The following is a 26378-nucleotide window of genomic DNA, read 5'->3' on the forward strand; positions in this document are numbered from 1 at the left end:
GCTCAAATAAAAGGGGGGTCAGGTTAGCCCAGTTTAATGCCTTTGGCCTGGGCGGCTTTGGTCAGGATCTTGGAGACATGTTCGCCGCCGTTGTGCATTTCACGGGCGTTGCTCATGTCTGCGAGTTCCTCGAAATGGGCGGCGATGGCGTCCGGCGTGCGCTCGCCTTCCTGCAGATAGATACCTTCACTCTCCATCAGACGCACGGTGGCGTAGCAGCCGGCGCCGGCCAGCAGGATGCGACGGTTGGGGGCCTGATCGCTGGCCAGGAACAGTACCGCGGGAGTGATCTCGCTGGGTTCCAGCAGAGCCAGCACTTCCTTGGGCATCAGATCCTCGGTCATGCGGGTGGCGGCGGTGGGAGCCACGCAGTTGATCTTGATGTCGTACTTCTCGCCTTCCAGACAGAGGGTGTTCATCATTCCGGCCACGCCCATCTTGGCGGCGCCGTAGTTGGTCTGGCCGAAGTTGCCATACAGACCGGAGGTGGACGTGGTCATGATCACGCGGCCGTAGCCTTGTTCACGCATCACCGGCCAGACGGCGCGGGTGCAGATGGCGGAGCCGGTAAGGTGCACGGCGATCACCTTGTCCCAGTCGCTCATCTCCATTTTGGCGAAGCTTTTGTCGCGCAGGATACCGGCGTTGTTGACCAGGATGTCGATGCGGCCCCATTGATCCAGGGTCTGCTGCACCATGGCCTGCACCTGTTCCTGATTGGATACGTCGGCACCGTTGGCAATGGCTTCACCGCCGGCTTCGATGATTTCCGCCACGACTTTTTCCGCGGCCTCGCTGGAGCCACCAGTGCCGTCGCGGGCGCCGCCGAAATCATTGACCACCACCTTGGCGCCCAGCCGGGCCAGTTCCAGAGCGTGGGATCGGCCCAGGCCGTTGGCGGCACCGGTGACGATTGCCACCCGGCCTTCGAAATTAATGCTCATTGATGTTCTCCTGATTTTTCCTCGCGCACCGGGTCAACCGCGGTGTTTAACCCAATACCACCAGGCTCAGCCATTCGCAGGCGATGGCGGGCTTGTCCACGCCTTCGATCTCCACGGAAATGGCATAGCGGATCAACAGCTGGTTGTCGCCCCGGGGTTCCACCTGGGCCAGCTTGAAGTGGCCGCGCACCTGAGAGCCGGAGCGTACCGGGTTGAGAAAACGAATCTTGTCGAACCCGTAGTTGATGCCCATCACCGTGCCTTGTACACCGGGCACCACGTCCATGGCCATGGCGGAAAGCAGGGACAGGCTCAGGAAGCCGTGGGCGATGGTGCCGCCGAAAGGTGTTTCCTTGGCGGCCCGCTCCGGGTCGATGTGGATCCACTGCGGATCCTCGGTGAGGTCGGCGAATTGATCGATGCGTTCCTGGGATACCGGGAACCAGCGGGAAGAGCCCAGATCCTCGCCTACCTTGGCCCGCAGTTGTTCGACGCTGAGTTTGTTGTTGAACATATTATTGTCTCCTGATCGTCACTGGAGGAGCGGGCGTGCCCGCTCCCGTGCGGGTTCAATAACCGCCGAGTGTGGCGAAGCGGTCGGCGCAGAAGTTGGCGTCACCGAGGGTTTCGCCACCGGCGCGGGCACGCTTGAGGAAGAAGCCGATATCGAATTCGTCGGTCATGCCGATACCGCCATGCATCTGCACGCCTTCCTGACCGGCCAGCAGGGCGGTGCGGGCGGCTTTGCCCTTGGCGGCGAACACCTGGGCATCGGCATCGTCGGCGTTGTTGTCGCAGGCATCCAGGGCCTGAAGCGCCAGCGCTTCGGTCATGGTGACATCGATCATCAACTGCGCGGCACGATGCTGCAATGCCTGGAAAGTACCGATCAGGCGGCCGAATTGCTTGCGCTCTTTCAGGTAGCCCAGAGTGCGTTCGAACACCTCCCGGGACAGACCCGCCAGTTCCGCGGCCAGCACCGCGCGGCCGGCGCGCAGAGCGGTCTGCAGAGCGGCGGCGCCATCGGCCATGGGTTCGGCGTCAACATTATCGAAGCGGATGCGGGCGGCGTTACGGCTGTCGACCATGATGGTCCGCTCGATGGTGACGCCGGATGCCTTCGGATCCACCAGATAGAGGGCGCTGCCGCTGCCGTCGGTGGCGGCGACCAGCAGCAGGTCGGCCACGTGGCCGTCCAGAACCAGCAGTTTGTCGCCGCTGATCTTGCCACCTTCATAGCGGGTGCTCAGGTTGTCGGGGCGATGCTTGGCGCCTTCGTCCACGGCCAGGGCCACCAGCGCGGTGCCTTCGGCGATGGCCGGCAGCCATTGGCTTTGCTGCTCGGCGGTGGCGCCGGTGCTCAGAGCGGTGGCGCCCAATACCGCGGTGGACAGGAACGGGGTCACCGAGAGATTACGGCCGATTTCCTGGGCCACCAGGCCGGCGCCGACCAGGCCAAAGGCGATGCCGCCGTGTTCCTCGGGTACCAGAATGCCGGTCAGACCCGCTTCCACCATGGCCTGCCACAGTGGCTGGTCATAGCCTTTCTCGTCGCGGCTGTCACGCAGTTCGCGCAGGCGGGACACCGGGCCCTTGTCGGCCATCAGCCGGGCCACGGAGTCCTGGAGCATCTGTTGTTCGTCGTTCAGTCTCATATTCTTTACTCCCAGAAAAGGGCTCCTTAAGCGTCCGGCAGACCCAGTACCCGTTTGGAAACGATGCCCAGCATCACTTCGGAGGTACCGCCTTCGATGGAGTTGCCCTTGGAACGCAGCCACTCACTGGCGAACATGCCGCCCTGGGTGCGCTCGCTTTCCCATTCCAGGCCTTCGGTGCCCATGGCGTCCATCATCAGCTCATAGCGGCGTTTGTTGAGCTCGGTGCCGTAGTATTTAAGTACCGCGGACAAGGCACCCACGCCTTCGCCGGCTTCCGCTTCGGCGCGTACCTTGGCGACCAGGGCGCGGAATGCCATGTGGTCGGTTTCCAGCCGGGCGATGTCGGCGCGCAGGGCGCTATCCGCCAGTTTGCCGTTCTCGGTGCCCACATGCTCGGCGGCCAGCGGCCCCAGGGCACGGCCTTTCAGGTAGCCCGGCGGCTCGCCGCCGATGTTGTTGCGCTCATGGGTCAGCAGATACTTGGCCACGTCCCAGCCACGGTTCAGCTCACCGACCACGGCATCTTTTTCTACTTTGACATCATCAAAGAAGGTTTCGCAGAACGGGGACTCGCCGGAGATCAGCTCGATCGGACGAGTGGTCACGCCCGGGGTTTCCATGTCGAACAGCACAAAGGAAATGCCGTTGTGCTTGGTGGCGTTGGGGTCGGTGCGCACCAGGCAGAAAATCCAGTCCGCCTTATCCGCGTAGGAGGTCCAGATCTTCTGGCCATTGACCAGGAAATGGTCGCCTTTGTCTTCGGCGCGGGTTTGCAGGCTGGCCAGGTCGGAACCGGCATTCGGCTCGGAATAGCCCTGGCACCAGCGGATTTCGCCGCGGCAGATCGGCGGCAGATGTTTGCGCTTGAGTTCGTCGCTGCCGAACTTCAGCAGCGCCGGGCCGAGCATCCAGAAACCAAAGTTGCTCACCGGCGTACGCGCATTGATGCGCTTCATTTCTTCATCGAGGATCGCCGCCTGTTCCGGCGTCAGACCACCGCCGCCATATTCCTGCGGCCATTGTGGCGCGGTCCAGCCTTTCTCGGCCATCCGCTCCATCCAGACACGCTGGGCGTCGGATTGGAATTGCCATTTGCGACCGCCCCAGCAGTGGTCCTCGGGGCCGCGTACGGGTTGGCGCATTTCTTCGGGACAGTTGGCTTGCAACCACTCCCGGGTTTCCGCGCGGAACTGTTCAAGGTCCGACACCGTCCACCTCCTCTTTTGAAATAGTTTTTCATTTATGGACACGGCCGGAAGTATGTGAGGCGGGGTGTGGAGCGTCCAGTGTGAAAAACGCCATTGGCAAAGGCAGTTGTGTCATTGGTGAAAAGCGACATGCCGCCCGATGGAGGCGGGAGGGCGTATTTAAAGGCTTCAACGCCAAGTGAGCGTAGACCTTAGGCCAATGCAAAGATTGGAACGAATAGGTCATAATGTCCGTTTTCGCCAATAATATGTCGGTCCTCACCGGCTGTGGCAGAATGAGGCCTTTCCAAAGCCCCAATAGGGAATAACCAGAACCATGACGGACATCGACCTCACCGCGAGCCCCCGCGATACCATCCTGGATGCCGCTGCGCGCTGCTTTATGGATCGTGGCTTCAACGCCACCAGCATCGACGACATCGCCAGTCGCCTGGGCGCCACCAAAGGCATGGTGTATCACTACTTCTCCTCTAAAGCGGATCTGTTCTTCGAGATCCATCAGATCGGCATGGACGCGTTGTTCAAGGCCGTGGAGCCCTTGTCCGAGGGCACGGATGACGCCGTGAGCAAACTGCGGGCCATGAGTGCGGCCCACGTTCATTCCCTGATTCAGACCCAGCATTATCAGCGCGCGGTGGCCGAAGGCGTGCAAATGCATTTGCGCATCAGCACCACCCGAGCCCAGCGAGCCCAGCTGACCCGTCTGCAGAATCGCCGCCGCCGTTATGAACAAATGTTCCTGGAGGTGTTGGAGCAGGGCATCGGTGAAGGCAAATTACGGGCGGAGCAGCCACGCATTGCCATCAAGCCCCTGTTCGGAGCGCTCAACTCGGTGATCAATTGGTACCAGCCGCGCCGGGAAAGCGGGCCGGGGGCGAGGGACGAGGTTGTCGAGGAAGTGGTGCGGGTGGCCCTGGCCGGCGTCGTGGTGCCGGGTAAGGGATAGCCTGCTGACTCCGCGGCCAAGGCCGCTTCCCACGGTGACTCCTTAGTGTCCCTGTGGGAAGAAGCGGCCTTGGCCGCGAATGGGAAGGTGCCGTCGTGCCTGCCTTACTTATTCAGGAACCGGTCAAAAATGGCGCGGGTTTCGTCGCTGAACAGACGGTCGGCGAACAGCACGGTTTCCCGTTTGATCTGTTCACGGATGGCGTCGGCGCCGTGGCGGGTCAGTTGCTTGGTGTACTGCATTGCTTGCGGCGGTTTGGCCGCTACCTTCTTGCCCAGTTCCAGCGCGCGCTCGCGCAGTTCCTCATCACTCACCCGGTAAGCGATCAGGCCCATGCGTTCGGCTTCCTCGGCGGTCAGGGTGTCGCCGGCGATGAGGAGACGATTGGCGTTCTGGCGACCCAACAGGCCTGGGAGAATCAGGCTGGAACCGGCCTCCGGCACCAGGCCCAGATTAATGAAGGCGGTATAGAAACGGGCGCTGTCGGCGGCCATTACCAGGTCGCAATGCAGCAGCAGGGTCGTGCCGATACCGGTGCAGTTGCCTTGGACGGCGGCCAGCACGGGCTTGTCCAGGTCGATAAGGCGATGCACCACCTCCATGGCCGGGCTGATCTTGCCGTTCTTGCGGGATTCCGGGTCGGCGTTGAGAAAATCACCGATGTCGTTGCCGGCACAGAAGGAGCGGCCGTCGCCGTCGATCAACAGGGCGTTGAGGTCATCACGGTCACGGAAATGGTCCACGGCGCGGGCCAGATCCCGGTACATTTCGGCGGTGAGCGCGTTCAGCTTGTCGGCGCGATCCAGGGTGACCTGTATCAGGGCGTCGTGCTCGGTAACGCGGATGTGGCCGCTTTTCAGCTCCAGTGAACTCATTTCGGTCTCCCGGTTGGCATCATTTGTGGAGGGCAGGGCTAGGGAAAATATCGGAATTCGGTTTCGTTCCGCAACAGGAAAAAAACCGGATGCCCCAAATCTTCATGCATCAAACTAATGCGCTGGAATTCAAAATATCAATTTCACTAACTTTCCCCCCTGTTCTAGGCTGTGACCATCATTTGCTCACAGGCAGAGTCGTTACATGGCCCGTTTCTATCTCATCCGGCATGGTCAGGCGTCCTTCGGCGCGGCGAACTACGACAAGCTCTCTGATCTGGGACACCAGCAGTCCCGCTGGCTGGGTGAGTATTTCCGCGAGCGGGGCCTGCGCTTCGATGCTCTGATCAGTGGCGATCTGGTGCGTCACGTGGAAACCGGCGCCGGTATTTGCGAAGGGTTGGGGCAGGACCTGCCCACCGACCGGCAGCCTGGCCTCAATGAATTCCAGTTTCATGCCCTGGTGGATGCCTATCTCAGCGCCTACCCGGATCAAATGCCGGAGCCCGGTGCGCCGGTCGCCGCTTTTTACCGCCTGCTCAAGCGGGCCATGGTGGAATGGCGGGAACAGCGTCTGAGCGGCAATTTGCCGGAGACCTGGCGCCAGTTCTCCGATCGCGTGGCCGCCGCCATGACCCATTTGCAGGGCCGTTACAGCGATCACGACCGGGTGCTGGTGGTCAGCTCCGGCGGTGCCATTGCCATGTGGATGCACCATTTGCTCCGAACCGCTGACGAGACCGTGGTGGAACTGAATCTGCAAATACGTAACACCAGCGTCACGGAAGGGTTCTTCAACCAGAAGGCGTTTCGTCTGTCCGCGTTCAATCAGGTTCCGCACCTGGACCGCGAAGACCGGCAGGACGCCGTCACCTATACCTGATCCGGCCCCGCCGGTGATGACAAACACGCCGTAATCAGTGACACGGGGTGCCAACCCCGGGGAGAGAGAAATGAACTTCGAGTATTCCGACAAGGTTAAGGAACTGATCGCCCAGGTGCGCGACTTCATCGATAACGAAGTGGTGCCGGCGGAACCGACCTATGAAGAGCAACTGGCGAAAAATCCCTGGGAAACGCCGCCGGTGCTGGACCAGCTGAAAGAGAAAGCCAAGGCAAAAGGACTGTGGAATCTGTTTCTGCCGCGTGAGCACGGAGACTTCACCGCCGGTCTGACCAACCTGGAATACGCACCGCTGGCCGAACTGATGGGCCGCCATCACATTGCTTCCGAGGCGTTCAACTGTGCCGCCCCGGACACCGGCAACATGGAAGTGCTGGCCAAGTACGGTAACGCCCAGCAGCAAGAACAGTGGCTCAAGCCATTGCTGGAAGGCAAGATCCGGTCTGCCTTCGCCATGACCGAGCCGGAAGTGGCGTCTTCCGACGCCACCAACATTGAAACTTCTATCACCCGTGATGGTGACGATTACGTCATCAACGGCCGCAAGTTCTACATCAGTGGCGCCATGCGCAAGTCTTGCGAAATCATGATCGTGATGGGCAAGACCGATCCGGACAACCCCAACCGCCACCAGCAGCAGTCGCAGATTCTGGTGCCCACCAAAACCCCGGGTGTTACCGTTAAACGGGCGATGCAGGTGCTCGGTTCCGTGGACGCGCCGGAAGGCCATGCCGAAGTGATCTTCGAGAACGTGCGCGTACCGAAGGAAAACATCATCCTGGGTGAAGGGCGTGGTTTCGAAATTGCCCAGGGCCGCCTCGGCCCGGGCCGGATTCACCACTGCATGCGTTTGATCGGCGCTTCCCAGCGCGCGCTGGAACTGATGTGCAAGCGCGCCAATGAGCGCGTGGTGTTTGGTCAGCCGATGATCAAACATGGTTCCGTGCGAGAGGATATCGCCAAGAGTGCCTGCGAAATCGAACAGGCCCGTCTGCTGACCCTGAAAGCGGCGGACGCCATGGACCGTTATGGCAACAAGGAAGCGAAGGAACTGATCGCCATGATCAAGATCATCGCTCCGAACATGGCGTTGCGGGTGATCGACCGTGCCATGCAGATTCACGGTGCCGTGGGCCTGAGCCAGGATACCCCGCTGGCCGGTTTCTTCGCTTACGCCCGTACTCTGCGTCTGGCCGATGGTCCGGATCAGGTGCATATGATGCAGTTGGGCCGTAATCTGGCCAAACAACTCGGCTGAAACCGGACATTCGGTTATCACTGAGTTACGTTGAAACAATCGCCGGTAGCGTCGCTTAGCGACGCTGCCGGCTTTTGCGTATCGGCATAAGGAGGAATCGCATGTCCCAGGTGGATACCCTGGATACCGAACGTCTGGCGGACTACTTACAACAGCATGTGGACGGGTTCAAAGGCCCGGTCAGCGCGGAAAAATTCGCCGGTGGTCAATCCAATCCCACTTTTCGCATCAAGGCCGGTTCCGGCGAGTATGTACTGCGCCGGCAGCCGCCGGGCAAGCTGCTCAAGTCCGCCCACGCGGTGGACCGGGAATACCGGGTGATGGAAGCGCTGAAGAACACCGAGGTGCCCGTGCCCAAGGTATTCCATCTGTGCGAGGACCGTGACGTGATTGGCTCCATGTTCTACCTGATGGAGTTCTGTGAAGGCCGGATCTTCTGGGACGCGGCGATTCCCGAAGTGGATAACGCCCAGCGTACCGCCATGTACACGGAAATGAACCGCGTGCTGGCCGCTTTGCACAGCGTTGATCCGGCGGCGGTGGGGCTGGCCGATTACGGCAAGCCCGGCAACTATTTCGAACGCCAACTGGGCCGCTGGGGCAAACAGTACCGGGCCTCCGAAACCCATCGCATCGAAGCCATGGAAGAGCTGATGGCCTGGCTGGAAGCGAATCAGCCCGCCGATGACGGTCAGGTCTCTCTGGTACACGGCGACTATCGTCTGGACAACATGATGTGGGATCCCAAGGAAAGCCGTGTCATCGCGGTGCTCGACTGGGAGCTGTCCACCCTGGGGCATCCGCTGGCGGATCTGGCCTATCAATGCATGCAGCTGCGCATGCCGCCGAAGAGCGGCAACCTGTCCGGCCTGCAGGGCAAGGATCGGGCGGCCCTCGGTATTCCCTCGGAAAAAGAGTATGTGGCGTCGTACTGCGAACGGCGTGGTATCGACGGCATCGACCATTGGGAATTCTATCTGGCGTTCAGTTTCTTCCGACTGGCGGCGATTGCCCAGGGCGTGGCCAAGCGCGCTCTGGACGGTAACGCTTCCAGCAAAACCGCCGGATGGGCCGCTCAGGTGGTGGAGCCGCTATCACAGATGGCCATGCAGGTGGTCCGCGAGGGCGCCTGAGATAGCACTTCGCTGATGCGGATTTCGAAGCCGCCGTGGCAGCAGGCCTGCCGGAGGAAGGGCGGCTTTGCCGCCCTGCGGGATTCCAGAGACCTTTCCAAAAGGTCCTTCCAAGAATTTTTAAGGAGAGCATGAATGAGCACCAACCTGTTTGATCTGAATGGAAAAATTGCCCTGGTCACCGGCGCCAGCCGTGGTATCGGTGAAGAAATCGCCAAGCTGCTGGCGGAGCAGGGCGCCCACGTGATCGTCTCCAGCCGCAAGATCGACGGCTGCCAGGCGGTGGCGGATGCGATCAACGGAGCCGGCGGCAGTGCCGAGGCTTTCGCCTGTCATATCGGTGAAATGGGACAGATCGAGGCCATCTTCAGCTTCATCAAGGAAAAGCACGGCAAGCTGGACATTCTGGTCAACAATGCCGCGGCCAACCCGTACTTCGGCCATATCCTCGATACCCCGGTCACCGCGTTCGACAAGACCGTGGACGTGAATCTGCGCGGCTATTTCTACATGTCCGTGGAAGGCGCCAAACTGATGCGTGACCATGGCGGTGGCGCCATCGTCAATACCGCCTCCATCAACGGTCTGTCTCCGGGCAACATGCAGGGCATCTATTCCATCTCCAAGGCGGCGGTGATCAGCATGACCAAGTCCTTTGCCCAGGAATGCGCTCAGTTCAATGTGCGGGTCAATGCTCTGCTGCCGGGTCTGACCAAAACCAAGTTCGCCGGCGCGTTGTTCGAGCAGGAAGAAATCTACAACAGCGCCATCGCCCAGATCCCCATGCACCGCCACGCCGAGCCGCGCGAAATGGCGGGCACGGTGCTGTACCTGGTGTCCGACGCATCCAGCTATGTCACCGGCGAATGTGTGGTGGTGGATGGTGGGTTCACCATCTGATCCCGGCCGGGCGGGGCGTCAGAACGACGCCTCAGAATAGGACTGCGGGAAAGTACAGAAAGTATGGAGAGTACCATGGATCCGATGCTGGACTTCACCGGCAAGGTGGGACTGATCACCGGCGCCGCCAGTGGTTTTGGCAAGATGCTGGCCGAGGAACTGGGGCGTCGTGGCGCCTCCCTGGTGATCGGGGATATCAATGAAACCGCCCTGCGGCAGGTGGCTGAGGAATTGGCCGGGCAGGATATTCCGGTGCGCGCATTGCGTTGCGATGTATCCCGGGAAGCGGACTGCAAGGCCATGGTGGACACCGCCGTGACGGAGTTCGGTCGCCTGGATATGGCGGTGAATAACGCCGGCATCGCCCATGATTTCGTCGCCATGCACGACATCGACGAAGCCCTGCTGGACCGGCAGATCAACGTCAATGTCAAAGGCGTGATCTTCGGCATGAAATACCAGCTGCCGGCGTTGATCGAAGCCGGAGGTGGCGCCGTGGTCAACACCGCCTCCATGGCCGGTATCGGCGGCGCGCCCAAGCTGGCGCCCTATGCCGCCGCCAAACACGCGGTGATCGGTGTCACCCGCACCGCGGCGGTGGACTACGGCCGGCGCAATATTCGCGTCAACGCCGTGTGCCCCTATTATACGCTGACGCCGATGCTGGAAGGAAGCGACGGCATCGCCTCCGGCGATGACGCTGAGAAAACACTGTCGATGATGGCCTCCGGCTCGCCAATGAAACGGTTGGGCCGCCCCGAGGAAATCGTCGCCGTGATGATGATGTTGTTGTCACCGGCCAATACCTATATGAACGGTCAGGCGTTGGCGGTGGACGGCGGAGTTTCAGCGTTTTAAGGCAACAAACAAGTCGAACGTTCGACGTTGGACTTCATATAGGAGAACAATCATGAGCAATCGTTTGGCGGACAAAATCACCATCATTACCGGTGCCACCAGTGGTATTGGTGAAGCCACCGCGCACCGCTTCATCGAGCAGGGCGCCACCGTGGTGCTGGCTGGCCGCTCCGAGGAGAAGGGGCAGGAACTGGCCAAGGAACTGGGCGAACGCGCGGTGTTCAAACGCACCGACGTCATGAAGGAAGAGGATATTGCCGCCCTGGTGGATTTCACCGTGGACAAGTTTGGCCGTCTGGACTGCCTGTTCAACAATGCCGGTGCCGGTGACCGTACTTCCTACGAGTCCTTCGACGAAGCCGAATTCGCTCATATCATGCGGCTGCTGGTGGGCGCGCCGGCATTCGGTATCAAGCACGCCGCGCGGGTGATGAAGGACAGCGGTGGCGGTGCCATCATCAACAACGCCTCCATCGCCGGACACCGCCGCAACCAGGGTGGGTATCTGTACTCCGCCGCCAAAGCGGCGGTGGCGCACATGACCCGTCTGGCCGGCGCGGACCTCGGCCCCTATGGCATCCGTGTCAACGCGATCTCGCCGGGCGCCGTGGCCACGCCGATCTTCTGGGGCGGTTCCCAGCGCGCTCAAAACCTCAGTGATGAGGAAAACGAAAAGAAAATGGCCAAGTTGCAGGCCAACCTGGCCAAGGCCACGCCGATGCCCCGTTCCGGTTTTGCCGATGATATCGCTTATGCGGCGGTGTTCCTGGCCAGCGATGAAGGCTCCTTCATCAACAGCCATGATTTGGTGGTGGATGGCGGCCGTATCGCCATGTTCAACGAGAACCCCTGAGGCTTCCGCCGATTCCATAACAAACATAGGACGAGCCGTATGTCCGAGATGACCGTGATCGCCGAGGGCCTGCAGTTTCCCGAAGGTCCCGTCGCCATGCCCGACGGCAGTGTGATTCTGGTGGAAATCGCCGCCGGCCGCCTGACCCGGGTGTTGCCCGATGGCCGCAAGGAGGTGGTGGCCGAGCCCGGCGGTGGCCCCAATGGCGCCGCCATCGGTCCCGATGGCGCCTGCTATGTGTGCAACAACGGTGGCATGCGCTTCCACGAAAAAAACGGCTTGCTGTTTCCCGGCGATATGCCCAAGGACTACAGCGGTGGCCGCATCGAACGCATTGACCTGAGCACCGGCAAGGTTGAAGTGCTGTACACCGAGGTGGACGGCGAACCGCTCAAGGGGCCCAACGATATCGTTTTCGATAAAGCCGGTGGTTTCTGGTTCACCGATCTGGGTAAGGGACGTGGCCGTACTCAGGACCGGGGTGGTCTGTACTACGCCAGGGCCGACGGCTCCATGGTCAAGGAAGTGGTGTTCCCCATCGTCAGTCCCAATGGTGTCGGGTTGTCACCGGATGAGAAAACCGTATTCGTGGCGGACACCATTCCCGGTCGCCTGTGGGCCTTCGAGATCGCCGGGGAAGGGGAAATCAAACGGGCGCCGGGGCCCTTTCCCGGGCGCTTCGTCGGCTCCCCCGCGGGGCTGAACTTCTTTGACTCCCTGGCGGTGGATGGTGACGGCAATGTTTGCGTGGCGACCATCTTCAACCCGGGTATCACCATTTTCGCTCCCGACGGCTCCAGCATCCGTCATTTTCCCACCGACGATGCCATCACCACCAACATCTGCTTCGGAGGCGAGGATTTGCGCACCGCTTATATCACCCTGTCCAGCTCCGGAAGGTTGGTGGCGGTGCCGTGGGAAAGGCCCGGTCTGGCGCTGAATTTTCTTAATAAATAAGGAGCCATTCGCCTGCAGGCGGAGAGCCGCCCCGACAGGCTCCTACGGAGGTCTCTGCGGAGCCCTCGTAGGGGGCTGCCCCGCAGGCGAATCCAATAAGTCAAAATAAACTTATTGAGTAGAAAGCGACTCTTTTCCCGCGCACGCACCGTTTCGACGAGACGGCGCCTTCAACCCCTCCCACGCCCTCCCGAAATCAAACCAGAAGCGGTTCGATTCCGGTAATGAAGCCATCGCCCTACGGCGGCTAAGCTCGAATGATCCAACAATAACGACGAGCGAGGTCGGCGATGAAACACAAGATAGCCACGGTGATAGCGTCCCCGGTGATCTTCGATCTGGAGGCCACGGCGAAGAAGTGCTGCGACATTATCAACGAAGCGGCGGACAAGGGCGCTTCGCTGGTGGTGTTCCCGGAAACCTTCCTGCCCATGTATCCGTGGTGGATCTGGATGGCGGTGGATAACGTCAAGCGTCTCGAGCTGTACGAGCGTTTGGCCGGGGAGTCGGTGGATGTCCACGGTGACGTGTTCAAATCGATCTGCTACCAGGCGCGCCGCCGTAATATTCACGTGGTTATCGGTATCAATGAAATCGGTGGCGATACTCTGTACAACAGCCAGGCGTTCATCGATAACCGCGGTGATCTGATTGGCCTGCGCCGCAAACTGGTGCCCACTGGCGAGGAGCGCACGTTATGGGGCCGAGGCGATGGCAGCGATCTGCTGGTGCTGGACACCGAAATAGGGCGGTTGGGCGGCCTGATTTGTTACGAGAACTCCATGGCACTGTCTCGTTACGCGCTCTATAGCCAGGGGCTGCAGATCCATGTGGCGAACTGGCCCGGCTCCAATTTCAAAAGCCAGCCCCGTGACCGGACCCGCACCATCGATACCGTGTGCCGCTTCATTGCTTTCGAGGGGCAGACTTTCGTGGTGGCGTCGTCTTCCTGTATCGGCGAGGAGGAAGTGCGCTTCTATCATCAGTTGTGCCCGGAACTGAAGGACACCTTCGCCGTGGGCGGTGGTATCGCGGCGGTGTACAACCCGTTTGGCGAGCCCGTCGGCACGCCGATGACCGACCAGGAAGGCATTGTCTACGCGGACCTGGATCTGGGGGATATCCGCAAAGCCAAACATATGATCGACTGCGTTGGGCATTACGCCCGCCCGGACGTGGCGCGGCTGGTCATCGATGACGGCAGCAAGCGGCCGGTGACGGGCTTTTCCAATACCCGTCCCCAACCCGTCAGCTTCGAGTTCGATGACTGACGTTCAGACCAGTCCTGGCCGGCCGGGCTGGCGCACCTTGATGGCGTACTTGCGCGCTTTTCTCACCGCGGAGGTCTGGCTGATGCCAAGCGCATTGGCCACCCCGTAGGTGGTTTCGTACCGTGAGTAGGCTTGCTGCAGAACTCGCCGTTCGGTGTCTTCCAGGATGCGTTTCAGCGACGCCTCTTCCGGCGTGCCCTCCGCGGCATGGGGGGCGCCTTCCGCTGGTGACAGGCCGCTGACAATGGTGGGGCCTTCACTGTTCACATAAAGGCGCTCCATGGTATTGCGCAATTCGCGGATATTGCCATTCCAGGGTGCATCGCGAAGTTTCGCCAACAGGGCCGTGGAGATGCCGATTTTCCTGCCGTAGCGTTTCGCCAACTGGTCGAGAAATTGACGGGCCAGCAGCGGAATGTCCTTGCGGCGCTGGCGCAGTGGCGGGATGTCGATACGGTACACGTTGACGTGGTAGTACAAGTCGTCGCGGATACGGCCATGACGGCGTTGCTGCTCAAGATCGTCGGTGCTGGAGGACAGCACTCTCACATCCAGTTCAACCGGCTTGTTGCCGCCGTGGCGATAATGGACTCCGCAGGCGAAGGCATTGGCGAGCTTCATCTGGATCGCCACCGGCAGGGCCGCGATATCCTCAAGATAGAGCGTGCCGCCCCGGGCCAGCTCCAACAGGCCGGGCCGCACCCGCGCCGCGCCCTGGGTGTCGTCGGTCTCCTCGCTGCCGAACAGTTCCCGCTCCAACCGCTCCTCGGGCAAAGCGCCGCAGCCGAGTTTGATGAACGGCTGGTGTCGCCGCTCACTGTGATCATGGATCCAGCGGGCCAGACGATGCCGGCCGGATCCGGGTTCGCCATGCAGTAACACTGGGGTTTCAAAGGCCGCGATACGTTCGGCCTGGCGCATCACTGCTTGCATGGTCCGGTCTTCGGCGATCAGTTTGCCGTCTTCGTCGAGCCGGGATTTCAGGCGGGCGATTTCGTTCTGATAGGCCAGGTTGCGGGCCTCGGCCCGTTTCAGCTTTTCTTTCAGCGCGCTCAGTTCGGTAATGTCGCGCACGTTGGAAATGACTTTGTCGATAGTGCCGTCGGTGTTGAATACCGGTGTCGCGGTGACGATGGTCTCCACCCCGGTGCTGACGTGTTGAAGGATGGTGACGACGTCCTGCTTCTCCAATGCCAGCAGGGTGGCACTGACGTCGAACATGCCCCGATCGACCAGGGTGCGCATGTTCAGGCCAACCACATTCTTCCGTTTAAGGCGGGTGATGCGGCAGATGGCCTCATTGATGAACAGGGTGTTGCCGATGGCATCGGTGATCCAGATGCCGTCGTAAGAGGATTCCACCGCTCTGGTGATATCGGACAAAGAGACGGTCATGGGACGCCTCCGTTTCTCATTTTCGTGGAAGAGGGGCGTGGAAGAGGGTATGGGTGGGGAGCAGGCATCGCGGTCCTCTTCATACAAGGTCACTCATACAGAGTCCCCCCATATAAAGAAAGGACCACGATCCAACTGCGCTTGGGTATTACAGCATGATGGATTTCACCTCGGTGAACTCCTCCAGGCCGTGACTGCCCCATTCACGGCCGACGCCGGAGTGCTTGTAGCCGCCGAACGGCGCGTTGAGGTCCAGTTGAGCTCCGTTCAGATGCACCATGCCGGTACGCAGACGGCGGGCGATGGCGGCGGCCTCGTCCTTGTCGGCGGCGTAGACATAGCCGGACAATCCATAGTCGGAGTCGTTGGCGATGGCCACCGCCTCGTCGATGGTGTTGTAGGGCAGCATGGTCAGCACCGGCCCGAAGATTTCCTCACGGGCGATGGTCATCTGATTGTTCACTTCGCTGAACACAGTGGGGCGGGCGAAGTAGCCTTGCTCCAGACCTTCCGGTTTGCCCGGGCCGCCGCAAACCAGCTTGGCGCCTTCATCAATGCCACGCTGGATCAGCGTTTGCACTCGCTCGAACTGGCGGGCGTTGGCGATGGGCCCCATCTGCGTATCCTTCTCGGCGGAAGGGCCCACCTTGATGGAGGCGCATACCTTGGCGGCGATCTCCTCGGCCTGGGCCAGTTTGTCCGCCGGCACCAGCATGCGGGACGGTGCGTTACAGCTCTGTCCGGTGTTGGTCATCATTGACATGACGCCATGGGTGACCGCTTTTTCCAGATCACAGTCAGGGGTCAGAATGTTGGCGGATTTGCCGCCCAGTTCCAGGGACACCTTCTTGAAAGAATCGGCGGCTTCACGGCTCACCGACGCCCCGGCACGGGTGGAGCCGGTCAGGGACACCATATCCACGCGCGGATCGGAGGAGAGCATCGGGCCGATCTCGGCGCCGTCACCATAGATCATGTTGAAGACGCCAGCGGGCACTCCGGCTTCGTCCATGATTTCGGCGAATACGCAGGCCGACAGCGGCGCGAACTCGCTGGGTTTGAGAATCATGGTGCAGCCGGCGGCGATGGCCGGGCCGACCTTGCAGGTGACCTGGTTCATGGGCCAGTTCCAGGGCGTGATCATGGACACCACGCCGGCCGGCTCATGCCGGATCAGGGTTTTGCCGGTGTTGGTTTCGAATTCGAAATTCCGTGCCACTTCCAGAGCAGTGGCCAGGTGGCCGAGACCGGTGGGGGCCTGCACCTTGGCGGCCAGGCCGTGGCGTGGCGCGCCCATTTCCCGGCTGATGGCGTCGGCCATGTCGTCCAGGCGGCGTTTGTAGGCGGCCAGGATTTTTTCCAGCAGCGCCAGACGCTCTTCCACCGGAGTGGCGGCGAAGTCGTCGAACGCGTCGCGCGCGGCCTGGATGGCACGGTCGGTGTCGCTTTTGCCAGCCAGATACAGAGTGCCCTCGGAGGCCTCGGTAGCGGGGTTGATGACGGGGTATTCCCGGGCGTCGTCGCCGGGTTTTACCCAGGCGCCATTAATATAAAACCGAGCCAGATTCTCCATGAGAGTGCTCCTTGTTATTTGGAGGTATACAGTTATTCAGAGGACAGGGGCAATACAATGCCCCCGGGGCGGCCAGAGGGTCAAAACAAATTAATGAAACACTATTCCAAAATGTTGACCGGCCGGCCCGCTCATGTCATCTTCCTGGAAAACGACAATCCAAGGAACCCCCAACGCAACAGGGAATCGGTCTCGACCCGGTGACGATTTCACCCGACACCGCCTTTTACCCGGACGCTCCCAATCAGAACCGCTCCGCTGACCCTGTTTCAGCCCTGGCGTTGCGTCGTGGTCTCCACCACCCCGGTTCCGAATAACAAACGAGGAGAGTGTATGAACCGTTTCGATCAGAAGACCGTCTTGATCACCGGTGCCGCCAGTGGCATTGGCCGTGCCGCCGCCTTGCGTTTCGCCGAGGAAGGCGCGCGCCTGGTGCTGGTGGACCGTAACCTGGCCGGCCTCGAGGAAACCCGGGCGGCGCTGCCCGCCGGCACCGAGGCCACGTTGCGTGAAGTGAACGTGGCCGACGAGCAGGCGGTGAAGACGCTGGTGGATGACATCGCCGCTTCCCATGGTGGCATCCAGGTTCTGATCAATAACGCCGGCACCGCCGGTAACGATCACTCTCCGGTGACCGACAACAACACCGACAACTGGAACACCATCCTTTCCGTGAATCTGCTCGGTCCCATGTTCTTTATCCGCGCGGTGGCGCCTTATATGAAAGAGCAGGGCGGCGGTGCCATCGTCAATACCGCCTCGGTGGCGGGCATTCGCTCCGGCGCTGGCGGGAACGCCTACAGCGCTTCCAAGGCCGGCGTGATCAACCTGACCAAAACCACCGCCTGTGATCTGGGCGGCTATAACGTTCGCGTCAACGCGGTCTGCCCGGGGTTGATCGAGACCGGCATGACCAAGCCGGTATTCGATTACGCCCGCGAAAACAACAAAGAAGAAAAGCTGGGCAGCCGTTGCGAACTGCGCCGCTATGGGCGCCCTTCCGAAATCGCCGCCGCCATGGCGTTCCTGGCCAGCGACGACGCCAGTTACGTCACCGGTCAGGCTTTGGCGGTGGACGGTGGTAATACCGCCTCGTTGAACCTGCCTGGTATGAAAGTCTGATTGACGCGGGTACCGGGCTAGTCTGGTATATTTGGCGCTTTTATCGACAACTATAAGATTCATTCATAAAGAAAGAGCGGGATAAACCCGCTCGCCATAATCCCGAAGCCTGACCGAGGAAAGAACACAATGCGACGAGCCCCTATGGGTAAAGAGGCCCAGTCGGCGGAGAAAGACCGGAATTTCGTCACCGCCCTGGCGCGGGGACTGGAAATCCTGCGCTGTTTCGGTCCCTCCGACGATTACCTGGGTAACGCGGAGCTGGCCAAACGCACCAATATTCCCCGTCCCACGGTATCGCGGATGACCGCCACCCTGACGCAACTGGGCTACCTGCGTTATGTGGAGCGGCTGGAGAAGTACCGGCTTGGCCCCGGCGTGCTGGATTTGGGCTACCGCTATCTGGCCGGCGAAGGCGTCCGTGATATCGCCCGACCGTTCATGCAGGACCTGGCCGACGCCACCGATTGCATGGTGGCGATCGCCGCCCCCAATGGTCCGTGGATGAGCTACATCCAGGTGTGCCAGGGCAGCGGGCCGCTGGTACTGCGATTGACCGTGGGATCACGGGTGCCGATGGCGGGGTCGGCGGTGGGCCGGGCCTATCTGGCCGGTCTCTCCGAAGAGGATCGCGCCACTCATCACCGTTTGATCCGCGAGCACGATCCGGAAGGCTGGCCGGAGTGGGAGAAAGGGCTGGAGCGGGCTTATCGCGAATATGAAGAATACGGTTTCTGCACCTCCGATGGGGAATGGAACCGCGATATCAGCGCCGTCGGGGTTCCCCTGGTGCTGGATAACGACTCCACCGTGATTCCGTTCAATTGCGGCGGTTCCTCGCTGCGCTTGAGCCGGCGGATTCTGGTGGAAAATCTCGGCCCCCGGCTCAAGGAGCTGGTGGGACAAGTCAAGGAAATGTTGCAGGGCCGGGACGTGTGATGGGCGGTGATCCGACCCCGCGTCCGGTCCGGGAGAGTAATGAGTGAGCAGTAGTTTGACGCCGGACGCGGTGCCGGCCCTGAACCAGGCCGCGGAAAAATTCAAACACGGGTTTCTGGGCACCATTGGCTTCCATTTTCTGGAGTGGGAAGAAGACCGGGTGGTGCTGGGGCTCAATGTGGTGGAGAAACACCTCAATCTGGGCAATGTGATTCACGGCGGTGTGCTGGCCACGTTGCTGGACGTGTCCGGAGCCTGTTCCGGCACCTATTGCCCCTATCCGGGGCGGGTGCGCAAGGCGCTGACCCTGTCGCTGACCACTACCTTCACCGGTCAGGCCGGTCCCGGTCTGGTGCGCGCCATCGGCGTGAAGCGGGCCGGCGGCAACCGCATCTTCAACTCGTCCATGGAAGTGCTGGATGCCAACGACCGGTTGCTGGCATTCGGTGAAGGGACTTTCCGCCTGCGTGGCGGCTCCGAGGATCCCAAGGGCGTGGTGGTGGATTACTGAGGCAAGCCCGTGATTTCCTCGCCGGCGTTCCGCTAATCCTTAAGTCGCGTCCTTATAGTACTTTCGGCTAATTCCCTCATTTGATGGCGAGGCCCGTCAAAACCCTGTGCTATGCTCGATGGTATAAGTGTCCCTGGCCGGCGGCGACGCCGCGGGCGGGGACTCCGACCTTGGACCGATTGAGGCAGGAGCGGAACCCCCATGTATCAGGTTCTGGTTGCCGACGATCATCCGCTGTTTCGTGAAGCCATCGCCCGCGTCATCGACGATGGTTTCCCCGGCACCACATTGCTGGAAGCATCGGATCTGGATTCCACGCTGCGCCTGGTGGCCGACAACGACGACCTGGACCTGGTGCTGCTGGATATCCACATGCCGGGTATGCAGGGGCTCAGTGGCCTGGTGCGGCTGCGCAACGAATTTCCCACGGTACCGGCGGTGATCGTCTCGGCGGAAGAAGAAAAAAGCGTTATTTTGCAATGCATCACTTATGGCGCGGTGGGTTTCATTACCAAATCCTCGCCCCGCAAACAGATGATTCAGGCGCTGCGGCAGATTCTTGACGGCTCGGTGTATCTGCCTTCGCATATTATCCGGGCGGAAGGGGCCGGGGCGGCAATGGGGCGCTATGACCCCTCATTCCTGCCGGCGTTGCTGGAGACACTGACCCGCAAACAGTTGCAGGTGTTCGAGCGCATGGCCCAGGGCGAATCCAACAAGGTCATCGCCTATAAGCTCAATATCGCCGAGAGTACCGTCAAGGCTCACGTTTCGGCGATACTGCGCAAGCTCGGCGCCACCAATCGCGTGCAGGCGATCCTGTCCGCCAGTGATATCGATTTTTCCGCCTATCTGAAAGCGCCTTCGGTAACGGCGCGGGATTCGGCGGTGAGTCCCCGGTAGCCTCGGCCGCCGGGAACGCATGAACCGGGTAACGAAAGCCGGGTAAATAACAACAAGTATCCGGGAGTAGACCATGACCGCTGCCCCGCCACAGGCGGTGTTGACCGCCTACAGCGACGCCCGCGACGAACAGGTGGCGGCGCGCCAGATCGCTGAGAGTCTGATTCATCCCAATCTGGGATTCGTGCTGTTTTTTTGCTCCATCGAGTACGATCTGGACCGCCTCGCCGGTGCTCTGAACGGCGAATTCCAGAATTTGCCCCTATGTGGCTGTACCTCCGCCGGGGAAATCACCGCCCGTGGTTATGATCGCAATACACTGGTGGCGATCGGTTTCGATGCCCGCTTTTTCTCCGCCGGCCATCATTTGATCGAGCACATGGACGGCTTCGGCCTGCTCGACGCCCAGCAACTCACCGATGGTCTGCTGACACAATGCCGGGAGCGGGCCCAGGGCCTGACGCCCGACGAGAACAATACCTTTGTATTGACGTTGCTCGATGGGCTGTCGGTGAACGAGGAGATCGTCATCGCCACGCTGAATGCGGCACTGGGATCGATTCCCAGCTTCGGCGGCTCCGCCGGCGATGACTATCGTCTGGCGCAAACTTATGTCTACTGCGATGGCCGTTTCTACAGCGACGCCGCCATCGTCGTGATGATCAGCACGGCGCTGGATTTCGAGGTTTTCAGCACTCACCATCTGCACCCATCCACGCCCAAGCTGGTGGTCACCGCCGCCGATGCCGAACGACGGGTGGTGCACGAACTGGACGCGGAACCGGCGGCGCTGGCCTATGCCCGCCTGGTCGGGGTGCCGGTGGAACAGCTCGATGATGTGGTATTCGCCCGCTACCCGCTGGCGGTACGCATCAACGATCACTACTACGCCCGCGCCATTCAAAAGGCCAATCGGGACATGAGCTTGTCGTTCTATTGCGCGGTGGAGAACGGCATCGTGCTTACCGCCATGCGCAATGCCTCGCTGCACGACAATCTCACCAATACGCTGGATGACATTGAGTCGCGGCTCGGGCCGCCCTGGGTGGTGATCGGCTGTGATTGCTGTCTGCGCCGGGCGGAACTGGAGGCCGATGAGGAGATTCCCCAGGCTTCGGAGCTGTTGCGCCAGCACCGGGTGGTGGGGTTCTGCACCTATGGCGAGCAATATAACGGCATGCACATCAATCACACCCTGACCGGCGTGGTGATTGGGCGAAAGATGGGCGCCGGTAATGGCTGACACCAGCAAAGATTCCGACAACGCCCGCCAGTCCCCCTGGGATCTGCACGAGGCGCGTCTGATGGCGGAGAATGCCCGCCTCCGGCGGATTTGCGATGCTCTGATCGAACGCGTGGAGGGCAGCGGCATGGCCCCCACCGCCCCCTATGCGGCGTTTCAGCATTCCGTGGTCCTGGCCCAGCAGGTGCGTGAGCGCACCCAGGCGCTGCGCGAAACCAACCGCCAACTGATGGCGGAGATCGAGGAGCGCCGCCGGGTGGAGCAGCGGTTGCGAGAGGCCACCGATAAAGCGGAGCAGGCCAATCTGTCGAAAACCAAATTCGTGGCGGCGGTCAGTCATGATCTGATGCAGCCGCTCAATGCCGCCCGTCTGTTCACCAGCGCCTTGCAGGAAGACTCCGATGAACGGGCGTCGCCGATGTTGAATCATATCGACACCGCGCTGCGCGATCTGGAATCGCTGATCACCACCTTGTCCGATGCCTCGAAACTGGATGCCGGGGTGGTCACCGCGGAAACCATGGCGTTCCCGTTAAGCCAGTTGCTGGATGTGCTGGCGGAAGAATTCAGACAGATGGCGGCGCTGAAAGGGCTCCGTTTCCGCTATGTGCCCACCTCCCTGGTGGTGCGTTCGGATCCACAACTGCTCAGCCGTATCATGCGCAACCTGCTCTCCAACGCCATCCGTTACACCGACAGTGGCACGGTGCTGCTGGGGTGCCGTCGCCGTGGCGCCGAAGTGGAGGTGTGGGTGGCGGACACGGGCATTGGCATCGGCCAGGATCAGATTGGTTCCATCTTCCAGGAGTTCAAGCGCGGCAAGAGGGCGGTGGAGTATCACGAGCGCGGTCTGGGGCTGGGGCTATCCATCGTGGAAAAGATCAGCCGTATTCTCGAGCATCCGTTGTCGGTGACGTCACGGGAAAACCAGGGTTCCCGGTTCCTGCTGCGATTGCCCGTGACCACTTTGAGTCAGGCCGGCCAGCAGGCCCTGGCGCAGTCCTCGGAGGAGCGTTCCGCTTTGACCGGCTTGCGGGTCTGGGTGGTGGACAACGACAGAGCCATCTGCGCCGGTATGCGCACCTTACTGGAACAGTGGGGCTGCCAGGTGGTGGCGGCGGAATCCCTGCCGGAACTGCGCCAGCAGGTGGATGTTGGCGCGGGGGATGCTCAGGTGTTGATCATGGATTACCATCTGGACCCGGACACCGACGATGGCTTGACCGTCGCCGGACAGATCAACGCGGCACGCAGCGAACCCTTACCGGTGATCATGCTCACCGCCGACCGTGAACAGGAACTGAAGCAGCGCTGCGCCACCCACGGCTATATGTTGCTGTATAAGCCGGTAAAACCGATGAAGCTGAAGCTGGCGCTACAGCATGTTCTGGTCGGTAGAGGGCCTGGATCCTGAAAAAGCCACTACGAAGCCGCTGCCTTTGAGTTCAGCAAAGCGAAGACGCCAAGGGCGGGGCCGTGTCAGGGGTTCCCGTCCCCAACAACCGGCTCCGGCCGTACCGCTTCCACCTTGCCGCCGGCTTCCCGCCAACCGTCCACGCCATTGCGATACCAATACACCGAAGTGTAGCCATCGGCCGCGATACGTTTCGCCACATTCCAGGACAACCAGCAATCCGCACGGCAGAAAAACACCAGAGCGCGATCCCTGTTGTCTTCCGTGACCTGTTGCAGATGCCGATACAGATAGTCCCGCCAGCGTTTCTCCAGCGGTGTGTTACCGGTGTTGGGTAACCAGATTGCTCCGGGTAGTGTCCAATGCGGAGTGTCCTGCAAAAAACCGCCGTTGGCGTAACCGACATTGTAGACGTCGATCAGCACCGCATCCGGGTTGGCCGACAGCATCTCTTTCAGCGCTTCGGTATTCAGCGTTACCGCGCCTTCCACCACCTTCGGAGTAGGGGAACGGTAGGGCGGCAGGCGATAACCTTCGGCATTGAAGCTGCCGTCGTCGCCGAAGGCGGGCAGCACGACGGCAGCGACGAGCAATGTGAGCAGAAGGCGCCGGATCATGTCACCAGTCCCGCGGGCAGCCGCTGCAGTTCTTCATGTAAGTGCCCTGAAAGTTGGTGAAGCGCAGCCGCGCGCCGGTGACATCGGCGCCTTCCAGAGTGGACAGATTCAACTTGGTTTCCTGCAGGTTGGCATCGCGCAGATCCGCGTTTTGCAGTTTTGATTTGTTCATCCAGGCCATTTCCAGATTGGCGGCACGCAGTGTGGCGTGTTGCCAACTGGCCCGGGTGAGACGGCCGAACTGCAGATCCGCGCCAGTGAGATCCGCGCCGTCAAAGCGCGCATTCTGGGCGAACAGATTCCAGCTTTGTACCGCCACCAGCTTGGCCTGGCTCAGATTGGCCGAACGCAGGTTAGTACTGTACAGCGTGGCGCGTGTCAGATCGGCGCCGCTCAGATCGGCGCGCTCCAGATTGGCGCCACGCAGATCAGTATGACGCAGATCAGCGCCGCGCAGATTGGCGTTGCTGAAATCGGCGCCGCGTAAATCCAGGTTGGCAAGATCGGCGCCGGAAAGGTCCGCGCCGGGACAATGGGTCTGGGCTTCAAGAACGCAGCCGTTGTGTTCCGGCGGCGCCCACAGGTCGTCTTCGGCGGCGCGCGGGGCTTTACCCAACGTCATTGCGCCGGCGACCACCAGAAGGCTGCTGAGCAGAAGTTTGGATCGCAGTGCCATGAGATGCTCCCAGGGCCCGGCTTGCGCCGGGCCGGTGTTATTGTTGTGGTACGGGAACGGCGCCCGCGGGCGCCGCTCCCTGTCGCGCTGACGGGTGTTGTTATTTCTTCGCCATGTCCTTGGCGAAGCTGGGCAGTTTGAACACCCAGAAGGAACCGCCCTGGGAGACCGGCCGGGTCAGCTCCGCCATATCGCCGCCCCACAGCGGTACCGCGCCACCGTAGCCGGCGGTCACGCCGATGTACTGCTCGCCGTCCATTTCCCAGGTGATCGGCGGGGAGATAATCCCGGTGCCCACCTGGAACTTCCACAGCTCCTTGCCGCTCTTGGCGTCAAAGGCTTTGAAGTAGCCGTCGCCGGTACCGGTGAACACCAGATTACCCTTGGTGGCCAGCACGCCGGCCCACAACGGCATCTCTTCCTTGTGCTGCCAGACCACCTCGCCAGTGGTCGGATCCATGGCGCGCAGCACACCCACGTGATCGTCGAACAGCCGCTTGATGCGGAAGCCCATGCCCAGATACGCGGATCCCGGGGTGTATTCCACCTCCTCGGTCCAGTAGTCCTCTTTCCAGTGGTTGGCGGGCACATAGAACAAGCCCGTGTCCTGGCTGTAGGCCATCGGGTTCCAGTTCTTGCCGCCGAGGAATGGCGGTGACACTTCCACCACTTCGGAGCGGGTTTCACCCTTCTTCAGGCGTGCCGGCCGCTGGCCTTTGTTCTCGATCGGACGGCCGGTTTTCAAGTCGATGCCCTTGGCCCAGGTGATACCGTCGACGAATGGGAACGCGTTCAACAGTTTGCCGTTGGCCCGGTCGGTGACGTAGAAGAACCCGTTACGGTCGGCGTGAGCGCCGGCCTTGTGGAGCTTGCCTTTCTTGTCGACGTAATCGAACAGCACGATCTCGTTGTTACCGGAGAAATCCCAGGTGTCGTTGGGTGTGTGCTGATAGAACCACTTGATCTCGCCGGTAGTCGGATCCACGCCAACCTGACCGGAGGTGTAGAGGCTGTCGTAGTCCTTGGGATCGCCGTCGGGCGCGGTGCGGGCCCAGCCATTCCAGGGCGCCGGGTTGCCCGCGCCGATAACGATGGTATTGGTTTGCGGATCGAAAGTGGCGCTCTGCCAGGGGGCGCCGCCGCCGTGACTCCAGGCCTTGGCCTTGCCGGTTTCGGTGTTGGGATCGTCCGGCCAGGACGGCGCGCGCGGATCACCGCTGGGCGTACTCTCCTTGCCATTGAGGCGGCCCATGTGGCCTTCCACGAACGGCCGCATCCAGATTTCCTCACCGGTATCCGGGTCGCGAGCGAACAGCCGGCCGACCACGCCGAACTCATCACCGGAAGAGCCGTGGATCAACAGAACTTTTCCGGTTTTCTGATCCTTAACGATGGTCGGAGCGCCGGTCATGGTGTAACCCACTTTGTGGTCAGCGAACTTTTTGCGCCAGACCACTTTGCCGGTGTCCTTGTTCAGCGCCACCATGCTGGCATCGAGGGTGCCGAAGAAAATCTTGTCGCCATAGATGGCGGCGCCACGGTTGACCACGTCACAGCAGGGACGGATGTCGTCCGGCAGGCGATGGGCGTAGTCCCACAGCTTCTTGCCGGTGCGGGCGTCGATGGCGAATACGCGGGAATAGGAGCCGGTGACGTAGATCACGCCGTCGTGGACCAGCGCCTGGGATTCCTGTCCGCGCTGCTTCTCATCACCAAACGAGAAGGACCACGCCGGTGTCAGCATGGAGACGTTGTCGGCGTTGATGTTGTCGAGTGTGCTGTAGCGCTGAGCCTGGATGCCCAGGCCGTACATCAGGACGTCGTCGGTGGTGGCGGCATCATTGGCGATGTCTTCCCAGCTTACCGTCTTGGTGGCGGAATGCGCGGCGCCACTTACTCCGATCGTGGTGGCCCCGATCATGGTGGCCAGGGTAACCGCGCCGGCAAGGCGTTTGACCTTTCCGGAAAACGGTGCGTTGCGGCTTGTTGTTTTCATACCTGTTCCTCGGCTTGTTGGTATCGGTCGCGGAGTGTTCCCGCCCCGCTGCGGATAAAGACAGCGCTCAGAGTCTCCGAGGGCGCGATTGGCCGCTACCGACACCAGGCCGAGAAATCTAGCCAATTGGGTCTAGTACCAAGGATGTAGACAGGTTTGGTCCAAGGACGAGTAGGTCGATGGCGGACGGATCGCTAGATTGAAATGCGATGTGAGGCCTTTGA

25 protein-coding genes are annotated in these 26378 nt (G+C 61.1%); 15 read left to right on the top strand and 10 right to left on the bottom strand.

Features of this window, described 5'->3' with window-relative positions; all coding sequences use genetic code 11:
* Window positions 1-23: 23 nt before the first annotated feature.
* Genes RYH70_RS07660 through RYH70_RS07675 form a run of 4 tightly spaced genes read right to left on the bottom strand, consistent with a single transcriptional unit; the run spans window position 24 to window position 3810 of the window.
* Window positions 24-944, bottom strand: coding sequence for an SDR family oxidoreductase (locus RYH70_RS07660; protein WP_014993970.1), 921 nt, complete (start codon window positions 942-944; stop codon window positions 24-26).
* 46 nt (window positions 945-990) lie between these two features.
* Window positions 991-1458: a MaoC family dehydratase gene (locus tag RYH70_RS07665; protein WP_116028033.1), complete on the bottom strand. Its 468-nt coding sequence runs from the start codon at window positions 1456-1458 to the stop codon at window positions 991-993.
* Window positions 1459-1513: 55 nt separating this feature from the next.
* Complete coding sequence (locus tag RYH70_RS07670; RefSeq protein WP_022994026.1) at window positions 1514-2599, bottom strand: acyl-CoA dehydrogenase family protein; 1086 nt, start codon at window positions 2597-2599, stop codon at window positions 1514-1516.
* Between the two features lie 26 nt (window positions 2600-2625).
* The gene (locus RYH70_RS07675) at window positions 2626-3810 is read right to left on the bottom strand and encodes an acyl-CoA dehydrogenase family protein (RefSeq protein ID WP_116028032.1); all 1185 of its coding nucleotides are present in this window, start codon (window positions 3808-3810) and stop codon (window positions 2626-2628) included.
* 316 nt (window positions 3811-4126) lie between these two features.
* Here RYH70_RS07675 and RYH70_RS07680 point away from each other — a divergent pair, with 316 nt between their 5' ends.
* Window positions 4127-4756, top strand: coding sequence for a TetR/AcrR family transcriptional regulator (locus RYH70_RS07680; RefSeq protein WP_014993974.1), 630 nt, complete (start codon window positions 4127-4129; stop codon window positions 4754-4756).
* Between the two features lie 104 nt (window positions 4757-4860).
* Here RYH70_RS07680 and RYH70_RS07685 read toward each other — a convergent pair whose 3' ends face one another.
* Window positions 4861-5631: an enoyl-CoA hydratase/isomerase family protein gene (locus RYH70_RS07685; protein WP_022994028.1), complete on the bottom strand. Its 771-nt coding sequence runs from the start codon at window positions 5629-5631 to the stop codon at window positions 4861-4863.
* Between the two features lie 205 nt (window positions 5632-5836).
* Between RYH70_RS07685 and RYH70_RS07690 the strand changes: the two genes are divergently transcribed.
* The 8 genes from RYH70_RS07690 to RYH70_RS07725 all read left to right on the top strand — a co-directional run bounded on the left by RYH70_RS07690 (window position 5837) and on the right by RYH70_RS07725 (window position 13765).
* Window positions 5837-6514: a histidine phosphatase family protein gene (locus RYH70_RS07690; RefSeq protein WP_022994029.1), complete on the top strand. Its 678-nt coding sequence runs from the start codon at window positions 5837-5839 to the stop codon at window positions 6512-6514.
* Between the two features lie 70 nt (window positions 6515-6584).
* Window positions 6585-7793 (top strand): acyl-CoA dehydrogenase family protein, encoded by a 1209-nt coding sequence (locus RYH70_RS07695; protein WP_022994030.1) that lies wholly within the window; start codon window positions 6585-6587, stop codon window positions 7791-7793.
* 101 nt (window positions 7794-7894) lie between these two features.
* A complete protein-coding gene (locus tag RYH70_RS07700; protein ID WP_022994031.1) occupies window positions 7895-8926 on the top strand; it encodes a phosphotransferase family protein in 1032 nt (343 codons plus the stop codon).
* 135 nt (window positions 8927-9061) lie between these two features.
* On the top strand, window positions 9062-9826 hold the full coding sequence (locus RYH70_RS07705; protein WP_022994032.1) for an SDR family oxidoreductase: 765 nt from the start codon (window positions 9062-9064) through the stop codon (window positions 9824-9826).
* A gap of 75 nt (window positions 9827-9901) precedes the next feature.
* The gene (locus tag RYH70_RS07710) at window positions 9902-10684 is read left to right on the top strand and encodes an SDR family NAD(P)-dependent oxidoreductase (RefSeq protein ID WP_022994033.1); all 783 of its coding nucleotides are present in this window, start codon (window positions 9902-9904) and stop codon (window positions 10682-10684) included.
* A gap of 52 nt (window positions 10685-10736) precedes the next feature.
* A complete protein-coding gene (locus tag RYH70_RS07715) occupies window positions 10737-11537 on the top strand; it encodes an SDR family NAD(P)-dependent oxidoreductase (protein WP_022994034.1) in 801 nt (266 codons plus the stop codon).
* Between the two features lie 39 nt (window positions 11538-11576).
* A complete protein-coding gene (locus RYH70_RS07720; RefSeq protein ID WP_317010001.1) occupies window positions 11577-12494 on the top strand; it encodes an SMP-30/gluconolactonase/LRE family protein in 918 nt (305 codons plus the stop codon).
* Between the two features lie 290 nt (window positions 12495-12784).
* Window positions 12785-13765 (top strand): carbon-nitrogen hydrolase family protein, encoded by a 981-nt coding sequence (locus RYH70_RS07725; RefSeq protein ID WP_063140154.1) that lies wholly within the window; start codon window positions 12785-12787, stop codon window positions 13763-13765.
* Window positions 13766-13768: 3 nt separating this feature from the next.
* On the opposite strand, the gene RYH70_RS07730 is transcribed toward RYH70_RS07725, so the two are convergent.
* A complete protein-coding gene (locus RYH70_RS07730) occupies window positions 13769-15160 on the bottom strand; it encodes a sigma 54-interacting transcriptional regulator (RefSeq protein WP_055100570.1) in 1392 nt (463 codons plus the stop codon).
* A 148-nt stretch (window positions 15161-15308) separates the two neighbouring features.
* On the bottom strand, window positions 15309-16733 hold the full coding sequence (locus RYH70_RS07735; protein WP_022994038.1) for an aldehyde dehydrogenase family protein: 1425 nt from the start codon (window positions 16731-16733) through the stop codon (window positions 15309-15311).
* Between the two features lie 333 nt (window positions 16734-17066).
* Between RYH70_RS07735 and RYH70_RS07740 the strand changes: the two genes are divergently transcribed.
* The 6 genes from RYH70_RS07740 to RYH70_RS07765 all read left to right on the top strand — a co-directional run bounded on the left by RYH70_RS07740 (window position 17067) and on the right by RYH70_RS07765 (window position 22865).
* Complete coding sequence (locus RYH70_RS07740; protein ID WP_022994039.1) at window positions 17067-17855, top strand: SDR family NAD(P)-dependent oxidoreductase; 789 nt, start codon at window positions 17067-17069, stop codon at window positions 17853-17855.
* A gap of 129 nt (window positions 17856-17984) precedes the next feature.
* Window positions 17985-18794: an IclR family transcriptional regulator gene (locus RYH70_RS07745; protein WP_031228102.1), complete on the top strand. Its 810-nt coding sequence runs from the start codon at window positions 17985-17987 to the stop codon at window positions 18792-18794.
* Window positions 18795-18837: 43 nt separating this feature from the next.
* Window positions 18838-19305: a PaaI family thioesterase gene (locus RYH70_RS07750; protein ID WP_022994041.1), complete on the top strand. Its 468-nt coding sequence runs from the start codon at window positions 18838-18840 to the stop codon at window positions 19303-19305.
* A gap of 201 nt (window positions 19306-19506) precedes the next feature.
* Window positions 19507-20208 carry a response regulator gene (locus RYH70_RS07755; RefSeq protein WP_022994042.1) on the top strand — a complete coding sequence of 234 codons (702 nt, stop codon included), beginning with the start codon at window positions 19507-19509 and terminating at the stop codon, window positions 20206-20208.
* Window positions 20209-20281: 73 nt separating this feature from the next.
* Window positions 20282-21451: a nitric oxide-sensing protein NosP gene (gene nosP / locus RYH70_RS07760; protein ID WP_022994043.1), complete on the top strand. Its 1170-nt coding sequence runs from the start codon at window positions 20282-20284 to the stop codon at window positions 21449-21451.
* Window positions 21444-22865: an ATP-binding response regulator gene (locus RYH70_RS07765; RefSeq protein WP_097058801.1), complete on the top strand. Its 1422-nt coding sequence runs from the start codon at window positions 21444-21446 to the stop codon at window positions 22863-22865. Before nosP ends, RYH70_RS07765 begins: the two co-directional genes overlap by 8 nt.
* A gap of 65 nt (window positions 22866-22930) precedes the next feature.
* Here RYH70_RS07765 and RYH70_RS07770 read toward each other — a convergent pair whose 3' ends face one another.
* The 3 genes from RYH70_RS07770 to RYH70_RS07780 all read right to left on the bottom strand — a co-directional run bounded on the left by RYH70_RS07770 (window position 22931) and on the right by RYH70_RS07780 (window position 26079).
* Window positions 22931-23482 carry a rhodanese-like domain-containing protein gene (locus RYH70_RS07770; protein WP_022994045.1) on the bottom strand — a complete coding sequence of 184 codons (552 nt, stop codon included), beginning with the start codon at window positions 23480-23482 and terminating at the stop codon, window positions 22931-22933.
* 1 nt (window position 23483) lies between these two features.
* Window positions 23484-24158 (bottom strand): pentapeptide repeat-containing protein, encoded by a 675-nt coding sequence (locus tag RYH70_RS07775; protein WP_022994046.1) that lies wholly within the window; start codon window positions 24156-24158, stop codon window positions 23484-23486.
* A gap of 100 nt (window positions 24159-24258) precedes the next feature.
* A complete protein-coding gene (locus RYH70_RS07780; protein ID WP_233918084.1) occupies window positions 24259-26079 on the bottom strand; it encodes a methanol/ethanol family PQQ-dependent dehydrogenase in 1821 nt (606 codons plus the stop codon).
* Window positions 26080-26378: the final 299 nt, after the last annotated feature.

Source organism: Alloalcanivorax xenomutans (genome assembly GCF_032810065.1).
Taxonomy (GTDB): domain Bacteria; phylum Pseudomonadota; class Gammaproteobacteria; order Pseudomonadales; family Alcanivoracaceae; genus Alloalcanivorax; species Alloalcanivorax xenomutans.